This is a genomic window from Marivita sp. (genome assembly GCF_965656765.1).
Taxonomy (GTDB): domain Bacteria; phylum Pseudomonadota; class Alphaproteobacteria; order Rhodobacterales; family Rhodobacteraceae; genus Marivita.
The window spans coordinates 63,014-73,579 of sequence record NZ_CBFHLV010000009.1; the positions used below are offsets into that span (position 1 = coordinate 63,014).

At 55.5% G+C, this 10,566-nt stretch carries 5 protein-coding genes; all 5 read left to right on the forward strand.

Annotated elements, in window-relative coordinates; all coding sequences use genetic code 11:
- Positions 1 to 5: 5 nt before the first annotated feature.
- The gene (locus ACTG4M_RS04675; protein WP_439122476.1) at positions 6 to 1,685 is read left to right on the forward strand and encodes a TIGR01244 family sulfur transferase; all 1,680 of its coding nucleotides are present in this window, start codon (positions 6 to 8) and stop codon (positions 1,683 to 1,685) included.
- An 87-nt stretch (positions 1,686 to 1,772) separates the two neighbouring features.
- Positions 1,773 to 3,512, forward strand: a complete 1,740-nt coding sequence (locus tag ACTG4M_RS04680) for a SulP family inorganic anion transporter (protein ID WP_439122477.1) — start codon at positions 1,773 to 1,775, stop codon at positions 3,510 to 3,512.
- Positions 3,513 to 3,568: 56 nt separating this feature from the next.
- Positions 3,569 to 4,537: an SLAC1 anion channel family protein gene (locus ACTG4M_RS04685; protein ID WP_439122478.1), complete on the forward strand. Its 969-nt coding sequence runs from the start codon at positions 3,569 to 3,571 to the stop codon at positions 4,535 to 4,537.
- Between the two features lie 190 nt (positions 4,538 to 4,727).
- A complete protein-coding gene (locus ACTG4M_RS04690) occupies positions 4,728 to 8,825 on the forward strand; it encodes a Hint domain-containing protein (RefSeq protein WP_439122479.1) in 4,098 nt (1,365 codons plus the stop codon).
- A 380-nt stretch (positions 8,826 to 9,205) separates the two neighbouring features.
- Positions 9,206 to 10,552: a sensor histidine kinase gene (locus tag ACTG4M_RS04695; RefSeq protein ID WP_439122480.1), complete on the forward strand. Its 1,347-nt coding sequence runs from the start codon at positions 9,206 to 9,208 to the stop codon at positions 10,550 to 10,552.
- Positions 10,553 to 10,566: the final 14 nt, after the last annotated feature.

The window sequence follows — 10,566 nt, forward strand, 5'->3', positions numbered from 1 at the left end:
TCACAATGCAACTCAATAAAATCAACGATGCGCTCACTGTCAGCCCGCAAATTGCAGCGGACGACATTCCAGCGCTGAAAGAGGCCGGGTTCCGGTCGATCATCTGTAACCGGCCCGATGGCGAAGGCGCGGATCAGCCGACCCACGAAGAAATCGAGGCTGCGGCCAAGGCGGCCGGGCTTGAGGTCCGGTATTTGCCGGTTCAGACCGGTCTTGTGCAGGATGAGGATGCAGCTGCGTTTGGCGCTGCGCTCCGGGATTTGCCAGGGCCGGTGCTGGCCTATTGCCGATCGGGGACGCGGTCTGCGACTCTCTGGTCGCTGAGTCAGGCAAAAACCCTGCCGATGGCGGATATTCTTGGCGCGACGCAAGCTGCAGGGTACGACATGCACGGTGTTGCACGCCGTATCGCCAACGGCGGCAAGACACCGACTGATACAGGCGATGCGAAATATGACGTTGTGATCGTTGGTGGCGGGGCAGGCGGCGTGTCTGTTGCGGCCAGCCTCAAGGCGCGTAAACCGGGTCTTTCAGTTGCGATCATAGACCCCGCGGATATCCATTACTACCAACCCGGTTGGACGATGGTCGGCGGCGGCATCTTTGACGCCCAGGATACAGCCAAGACGATGGGATCACTCATCCCGCAAGGTGTACATTGGATCAAGGCTGCTGTGGCCGCGTTTGAGTCGGACAATGACGCGGTGATCCTCGATGGCTGCCGCGTGGTGAAATACGACCGCCTTGTTGTTTGCCCGGGACTCAAGCTGGACTGGGGCAAGGTCGAAGGCCTGGAAGAAACGCTCGGGCGCAATGGTGTCACGTCGAATTATCGTTATGACTTGGCGCCTTACACGTGGGAACTTGTGCGCGGTCTGAAGGAAGGGCGGGCGCTCTTCACTCAGCCTCCGATGCCGATCAAGTGCGCAGGTGCGCCGCAGAAGGCGATGTATCTGTCGGGCGATGCTTGGTTCCGCAACGGTGCGCTTAAGAATGTCGACATTCAATTCATGAACGCAGGCGGCGCGCTCTTTGGGGTCAAGGACTATGTCCCCGCACTGATGGAGTATGTCAAAAAGTACGACGCCTCACTGAACTTCTTTCACAACCTGATCGCGGTCGATGGCCCGGCGAAAAAGGCGACTTTTGCGGTTAACGCGCCGGATGCCGACCCATCGACGATCGAGGTTGAGTTTGACATGATGCATGTCTGCCCGCCACAGACTGCACCCGATTTTATCCGCGTCTCGCCCTTGGCGGATGCTGCTGGCTGGGTCGACGTCGATCAGGCTACTCTGCGCCACACTCGGTACGATAACATCTGGTCGCTCGGCGACGTGATGAACGCGCCTAATGCCAAAACAGCGGCGGCTGCGCGCAAGCAGGCACCGACCGTGGCGGACAATATCGTGGCCGACATTCGGGGACGATCTGCAGTTGCGCAATATGACGGCTACGGCTCATGCCCACTCACGGTTGAGCGAGGCAAGATCGTGTTGGCTGAATTTGGCTATGGCGGTACGTTGAAGCCAAGCTTTCCAAGTTATCTGATCGATGGAACCAAACCATCGCGGGCCGCTTGGTTCCTTAAGGAAAAGCTGCTGCCGCCGATCTATTGGAAAGCCATGCTAAAGGGCAAAGAATGGATGGCCAAGCCGGAAAAACTCAAGGTCGCTGCCGAGTAAATTGTACCCTGCGGTCGGTACGCGCCGCATAATTCAAGAGACGTTCAGGGCCTTATGGCCCTGTTCGTGTCCAATTCGAGAAGACCCATGATCAACCATCTTCGCGGCTACCTCCCGATCCTCGACTGGGGTCGGACCTATGATCGGAACGCGTTTTCTAATGACATGATCGCCGCGGTGATCGTGACGATCATGCTAATTCCGCAATCCTTGGCCTATGCTTTGTTGGCGGGTTTGCCGCCCGAGGCAGGGATCTATGCCTCGATCGCACCAATCATCCTTTACGCCATCTTTGGCACCAGCCGCGCATTGGCGGTAGGGCCGGTGGCGGTGGTGTCGCTGCTGACCGCGTCTGCCGTGGGGCAGGTGGCAGAGCAGGGGACGGCGGGCTATGCCGTGGCGGCATTGACGCTGGCTTTCCTGTCGGGCGGTTTCCTGATGTTGCTGGGGCTCTTCCGCCTTGGCTTTCTGGCCAATTTCTTAAGCCATCCAGTGATCGCTGGGTTCATCACCGCGTCGGGCATTTTGATCGCGTTCAGCCAGTTGAAACATCTGCTGGGGGTCAGCGCACATGGCCATACGTTGCCACAATTGCTGTCTTCGTTGGGTGAACACCTGGGAGAAATCAACTTTATCACAGTGATCCTTGGTGGGCTTGCGACCGCGTTTCTGTTCTGGGTGCGTAAGGGACTCAAGCCAATGTTGCGCCGTCTTGGTGCGTCGCCGAAGCTGGCAGATGTGCTAACAAAGGCAGGGCCCGTGGCTGCGGTCGCGGTGACAACGATATCGGTGTGGCTGTTCGGGCTGAACGACAAAGGTGTCAAAATCGTTGGTGAGGTTCCACAAAGCCTGCCACCTCTGACGATGCCGGGGCTGTCGCCGGACCTTGTGCAGCAATTGCTGGTGCCTGCAATCCTGATCTCGATCATCGGCTTTGTGGAGTCGGTGTCGGTTGCACAGACACTTGCCGCCAAGAAGCGCCAGCGGATCGACCCCGACCAAGAACTCATCGGCCTAGGTGCGGCCAATATTGGGGCAGCCTTCACGGGTGGCTATCCAGTAACGGGCGGCTTTTCGCGGTCGGTCGTTAACTATGACGCAGGCGCGGAAACTCCGGCGGCCGGTGCCTTTACCGCGGTTGGACTTGCAATTGCCGCCGTCGCGCTGACGCCGCTGGTCTATTACCTGCCCAACGCAACGCTGGCGGCGACGATTGTGGTTGCCGTTCTTAGCCTGGTTGACTTCTCGATCCTCAAGAAAACATGGGGCTATTCCAAAGCCGACTTTACCGCAGTCGCTGCCACAATCGTTTTGACTTTGGCATTGGGTGTCGAGGTTGGAGTCGCGTCGGGTGTTGGCATTTCAATTCTGCTGCACCTCTACAAAACCTCACGGCCACATGTGGCGGAAATCGGTCTGATGCCGGGCACTCAGCATTTCCGCAATGTCAATCGGCACAGCGTCGAAACTGACCCAACCGTTCTTAGCCTGCGAGTGGATGAAAGCCTTTACTTCGTAAACGCCCGCTTCCTCGAAGACCTCGTTCAGGCGCGGGTGTCCGAGGGCTGTGCGATCAAGAACGTGATCCTGATGTTCTCGGCCGTAAACGAGGTTGATTATTCGGCACTGGAAAGCCTCGAGGCGATCAATCAACGCCTGACCGATCTGGGGATTGGCTTGCACTTGTCCGAAGTCAAAGGGCCGGTGATGGACCGATTGCAACAAACGCATTTCATCCACGAACTGAATGGACGCGTGTTCTTGTCCCAATATGACGCGTGGCGGGCGATGACTGTGTCCACTGACATCGACAACGCCGCAGAGTAAGTTTGCCAAGCACAGGCCTTTTGTGGTGTCGACGCTGAACGAAGAAAGATCAAGTGATGGCCGAAACAACGTCCGAAACACCAATTGCCAATAACCGGTTAGAGCATTTCCCGGTCGCGTTTTTCAGCGCGGTTATGGGGCTTTTGGGGACATCACTTGCGGTCGAGGCGGCGGGTTTTTCAACCGTCAGCCATCTGATTGCCGGGCTCGCGGCGTTGGTGTTCGCGGCTCAGGCGGTTCTCTATGCTGCCAAAGCGGTCAAACATCCCGGTGCCGTGTCTGCGGAATGGAATCATCCGATCAAGCTGGCTTTTTTCCCGGCGATCAGCATATCGCTTTTGCTTTGGGCTGTTGTATTGCGTGGGGTCAGCCCCGGGCTTGCGACAAGTATCTGGCTTTTCGGAGCTTTGCTGCAAGGCATCCTAACGCTTGCTATCGTGACAAGCTGGATCAGCCACCGTGGCTTTGGGGTGGGGCAAATGTCGCCCGCGTGGTTTATCCCGGCGGTTGGGAATGTCGTTGCGCCGATCGCAGGAGTATCCTTGGGGTTCGTGGACGCCAGCTGGTACTTTTTCTCGATTGGGGTGCTCTTTTGGATCGTACTTCAGACATTGGTTTTCAATCGACTGGTGTTTCACGACCCGTTGCCGGGCAAGTTGCGTCCGACGCTGACTATAATGATCGCACCGCCAGCGGTCGCGTTTCTCGCGTGGCTTCAATTGAATGGCGGTGTCCTCGATGCGCCGGGCCGCGTGCTTTATAACCTTGGGATGTTTTTTACCGCGTTGGTGTTGCTGCAAACGCCAGGACTGTTCCGGCTGCCCTTTGCCCTTTCGTTCTGGGCTCTGTCCTTTCCGATCGCCGCCATAACCATAGCATCGTTCCGATATGCCGCTTTGTCTGGCTCTCCGGTTTTCGCGGCTCTGGGATGGGGGCTTTTGGTGTTGTTGGTTGCCATCATCGCCGGATTGTTGTGGCGGACGGCACTTGCTGTCCTGCGAAAAGAGATCTGCCAGCCTGAATAGGCGATAACGCCGAACCGGGTGAGTTACGTACGTCACGCGATACTTGAGGTGGCACCAAGGGCCATCCACGCATTAACCCATTTGATCCGTGTATTCGAAGCCCATCACCGGCAGAAAAACTTAAGGAAGGTCTTAAGACTGCGCGCTCAGAGCCGTTTGGTTCTATAAGCGCAGCTCCGGAGCCCTTTACATGGCCACCACATTCGAAGTGATTTACCTCGGCACGCTGCCGGTGATGGACACGACTCAAGGTAATGAGATCGCCGAGAACGCGGCTGGCTTGCTAGGAACATATGGGACAGTAACGGATCCCCTGCACGCCAATGTCCAGACGCTGTCTTCCGAGCGGCTCACTGAAGATGACAATTCTACCTATGACACCGACAACGGGGGTGGATACGACTCGTTTCGGATAGACGGTGGAACGCCGCAGCTTTTCGACGCAAGTGCGCTCTATGATGCGACCATTAGCTATGTCGATGGGACATCGGCAACTATTTCAGCCATTATTTTTCAAGACGTTGACGGCAATACATATCTGGCCCCGGAAGCGACGCAAAATGCGGATCAAGCCGCGCTGACCACAAAGCCTATTCAATCCTTAAGCCTGAACTCCGTGCTTAATGACGGTGGAGACCTGGGTGCAGATCGGCCTGTCGCTGACTTCAAGGCTGTGGTCGATGGCACCGCTGGTAACGATACAATTACGCTGATGTCCGGCTATGTTGATTCCGAAGGGGATTCGATCACCAATGGCGATGACTTTGTTTTTGCCGATGATGGTGACGACTATATCAATGCGGGCGATGGCAATGATGTTGTCTACGGCGAGCGAGGCAACGACACGATTATCGGCGATGACGGCGACGATCTTCTTATCGGTAATGACGGTGACGACCATCTGGAATCCGGCAGGGGAACTGACACAGTGTTCGGCGGCGATGGGCAGGATGTCATTGCCGTATCCGATGACCACGGAACCAACCTAATCGCTGGTGGATCAGGTTACGATCAGCTGGTCTTCGCCACACCAACCAGCGCGTCGGGGGTCACCGTCACCTGGAGCGGGGACGGCGCGGGCGCTTATGATTTCAATGCCACATCGGCAACGGGCACATTCCTTACAATCGAGCAGTCTTCGGGCACCGTTTATGCTGACACCTACAATGCGTCTAGCGACACCGCAGGGGTTAGTGTCTACGCGTCAGACGGCAATGACACGCTGATCGGTGGTTCAGGTGCAGACAGGTTGTACGGAGAATCTGGCGACGACGTGTCCATCGGTCGTTCCGGCGATGACTCTATTGACGGTGGCGATGGCAACGATTTGCTTTATGGGGATGATTTCCCTGCTGACCCGGTCGATATTACAAATTCAGGTTTCGATTCAGGATCGACCGGCTGGACAACGACTGGGGCTGGCACGTTCGTCTACGCTCCGGGTGGCGACAATGCGATGGCGTTCAACGCCAACAACAATGGAACCGGCGGCACCGCGCAGCAAAAAATCGCGACCCAACCGGGCGCTGAATACGCGCTTTCACTCAATGCATTTGAACATGACCTCAGTGGCGGGGCAGCTGATCACACGCTTCTGATCGAAGTGATCGACGCGAATGGGCAAGTCATCACAAGCCAAACAGAGGTGATCGCCAACGAAGCCAGCGAGGTCATCACTCTTAACTTTATAGCCGCCGATGAGAGTGTCATTCTTCGTTTTTCCAATCCGACGTCGACCGGTTCAAATGACACCTATCTAATGATCGACAATGTTACGGTAACCCCGGTTGCGCCGACGGGTTCTGGCAATGACACGCTGGTCGGCGGCGCGGGTGCCGATACGATCTTTGCGGGTGGCGGCGATGACGTCATCACCGGAGGCGCAGGCAATGACAGCTTATCAGGGGATGCAGGATCGGACCTTTTCGTCATTCAAGACGGCTTTGGGCTGGACACTATAAGTGGCGGTGAAGGCACCGTTGATCTTGACACGATTGACCTGACCGCACTGAAAACAAGTCTAAAAGTAAACTACACCAGTGACGAAGCGGGCACGATCACAGACGGCACCAACACAATCACCTTTAGCGAGATCGAACACCTGATCCTTACAGATGGTTCTGATTTCGTTGATGCTTCTGCCGATCGTGTCGGGGCTTGGATCGAGGGGCGTGGTGGCAATGACACCCTCAATGGCGGTGACGGTGACGACACTCTCGATGGCGGCGTCGGCCGCGATACACTTGATGGCGGCGCTGGCGATGACACCATGCTTGGTGGCGCTGGCAACGACAGCTTCGTTATTGACGGGGGGAAAGATAAAGTCATTGGGGGGACTGGCCGGGACAATGCTTACATTGGTGACGGATTCAATGGCTCTGGCATCGATCTGGGTGGCGATGAAATTTCGATCGATAACGGTGGCCTCACTGATTTTCTGAGCTTCTATGATGTCGCCACGTCTGTTGATATTGTCTTTACGTCCGGGACCGGTGGGACAGCAATCAGCGGCGCTGGTGAAACTCTTACGTTTTCTTACGCGGACGGCTTTGAGGGAGCGTTCGGTGTTGGCGGCACATTTGATGCAAGCCTCGCAGCCTACGATGTTGTGTTCTATGATTATGGTGGCATGACTTCGATCAGCGGGTCGGCTTACAACGATCTTCTGGTGGCTTACGGTGCAGATCCGCTGAGTGTGACCGACCGATTTTACGATGGTGGCACTGGCAATGATACAATCGACACTGGCGACGGCAATGACACGATCTTTGGTGGCGATGGTGATGACAGCATCACTTCCCGAGAGGGTGACGATAGCATTCTTGGCGGCGCAGGGTCTGATACAATTGACGCATGGTTGGGCAATGACACGCTGAACGGTGGCGACGGGGATGACTTGCTGCGTGGCGGCGCGGACAATGATCTACTTATTGCGGGCAACAACACCGGCGTCGGCGATACTCTTCTGGGTGAAGCAGGCGATGACACGCTGATCGATAGCTTCTGGAATGCGACTCTTGACGGTGGCGGCGGCTCCGACATCATTCAGGTTGGCTATGGCACGGCAACCGTCATTGGCGGTGAAGATCTTGTCGGTACAGATTTCGACCGCTTGGCTTTTGACCTTGCCGACGATGCAGCATTCGTCAGGTTTACTGGCGACGAAGCCGGTGTTTATTCCGACTCTGATGGCGATAGTGGCGTATTCAGTGAGATCGAAGCGATCAGTGGGTCGAGCAAAGACGACAGCATTGATGCAACGCTTGATACAAGTGGCGTCAGTCTTTCTGGTCTTGGCGGCAATGATACCATTGCTGGTGGTTCAGGCGCGGACATTATCACGGGAGGTACCGGCGACGACCTCCTGACCGGCGGCGACAGAGATGATCGTTTTGACTATGTTGCAGGGGATGGTCTTGATACGATCACCGATTTCAACGTCGGGAACAGTGGAGCCCTGCTAGACGGTGATACCACCAATAACGATTATATCGATCTCTCTAGCTACTACGACAATATCTTCGAAGTCTGGGCTGACCAGGATGATGATGGCATCCTGAACCAGTCAAACACGACCGACACCAAGGGCAACACGACGGATTATTCGGACAATATCGAATTCGCGACCGGGCAAGGCATTCGCTTTGATGGCGCTTCAGCAGACAACAGCTTTTTCACTGCAGACAACACAGGTGTGGTTTGTTTTGCAAAGGGCACGCAGATCCGCACGACGCGCGGCGACGTGCCAATCGAATACCTGTCACCCGGCGATAAGGTTATCACCCGCGATAATGGTCCTCAGGAATTGGTCTGGGTCGGGGCGCGACGCTTGGGCGCCTGGGACCTGATGCGCGCTCCGAAACTGCGGCCAGTGTTGTTGGCTCCGGAACTGATTGGGGCAAATGCGTCGTTGATCGTATCACCTCAACACGGTGTGCTGTTCAAAGATGAAGCCGGCGACGAAACACTTGTTCGTGCGACCCATCTGGCCCGTATGCGTGGTGGCAAGGCGCGCGTTATGCAGGGTTGCCGCGAAGTTAGCTATTACCACCTCGCGTTTGCGGCTCACCAAATCATCTTTGCCAATGGCGCGGCCACTGAAAGCTTTTATCCCGGTCCGCACGCCGTCGGTGCACTAACCGCTGATGCTCGCGCGGATTTGCGGGCCTTGTTTCCGGGGCTCGTCCCGATCAAGGCTTCGACAACCTATGGCCACCACGTGCGCCCAATAGCGCGATATAAGAACCTCCCTGAGCACCTTGGGGCCCTGGCGCAAGTAGCGCACTAGGTCGCATGCGTGAGCCATTTTGAGGTGACGCTTTGCGTCGTTAGGCCTGTTAGCAACACACCAAAAGCCATGATTTTTTTCGCACGCTTGGCGAGTCTTTGCCCTTTTCTTGATAGCGAGGGAAAACAATGTGGTAACAACACATTTTCGCCTAAGTTGGCCAATATCATCTATAACGTGTATCACTGTTAGCGATTTCCTTGTCTTTGCAAACGTCCCTGAAGGAACGAAAGGTCAAAGCGGTAATCTGATGCGATTTGCTGCGGAAATCAGCCCTCACCAGACGGCAAGCGGACTGCTCTCTTTCTCGGCGCAGAACGGCGATCTTTGCTGCCATTGGCCGTTGTCGTGTAGGCCCAGATGCGTTTTCGGTAGTTTTCATGATCGGTGAGGCCAACGTAACTGGCGCGTCCGACCAGGTTTTGCGAAATCTGCGCGACTATTCTCGTGCGGTGAAAACGCTGACGTGGCAGCGCCAAAGCATTCTCTTGGCGATTTCCATCCTGACGGGACTCTTCTTTGTGCCGTGGATGGCAGCCTTGTTCTTTGCCGTTGGAATGATCTGTGAATTTACTGATCTCCAGTTGGCGCAAAGAGTCGAACAAGTCCAAGACGGGGACACCAAGGCAACCCGAAAACTTTTCTTCGGCTTTGTGGCAAACACCGTTGTCAGTGCCATGTCGATCAGTGTCTATGCCGTGTGGGTCGGCATAACAGATGACGGCATCGGTGAATTTACCGCGCTGTTTTGCTTGTTCGCAGCAGCGTTGTATGCGGCTATCAACAACCACCAAATCGCCCGAACGCTTGCAATACGGCTCACGCTTTATGGCATGTCGTTTGGGATCATCACGGTGCGCGACCTTTGGGTGTATCGCCCGCCACTGTCGTCCGAGATGTGGTTGCAGTTTTTCACGGTTCTGTTCGTGATGTACTTCCTAATTGATTGTTCGCTTGGCTTCCTGCGGATGTATCGTCAGGACCTCAAACACCTTGAAGAACTCAAGATCGAGCATGAACGCGCAAAAGCCGCGCTGGTTCTAAAATCTCAGTTTGTCGCTGTTGTCAGCCACGAGCTGCGAACGCCGCTGACTTCTATCAAAGGGTCGCTGGATCTGATCAATTCAGGAAAGTTCGGCGCTTTCACGCCAAATGCGCAATCGTTATTGCAACTCGCGGGTCGTAACAGCCAAAGACTGGCTGATCTTGTTGATGACCTTTTGGATCTGCAAAAGATCGAAGAGGGTGAGATGAAATTCAACAAGCAAACGATCGAAGTTCGGCGGTTCCTTGCCGAAGCCTTGGAGGCGCATCAGGGGCTGGCTGAGAAGTTCAATGTCCAACTTGTTGCACCGCTAGAGGCCACTGCTCCGGTCTATATTCATACCGATCCGAGCAGGCTATCGCAGGTATTGGGAAACGTCATCTCCAATGCAGCGAAGTTTTCACCTGATCACGGTGATGTCGAAATCTGGCTCTCGACGAAACATGGCCGCGTGCGGATCAACGTCCGTGATCATGGTGTCGGTATCCCGCATGGCGTAAAAGATGAGGTTTTCGGGCGGTTTACACAGCTCGACTCATCCGATCAGCGCCAATTCGGCGGTACGGGACTAGGGCTGAATATCTCGCGTGAGATCATTCTAGCCATTGGCGGCATCATCGATTATCAGAGCGAACTGGGCGTTGGAACCACTTTCTATATCGAGATGCCTGCACCTCGGTAATCGATGCGACCACG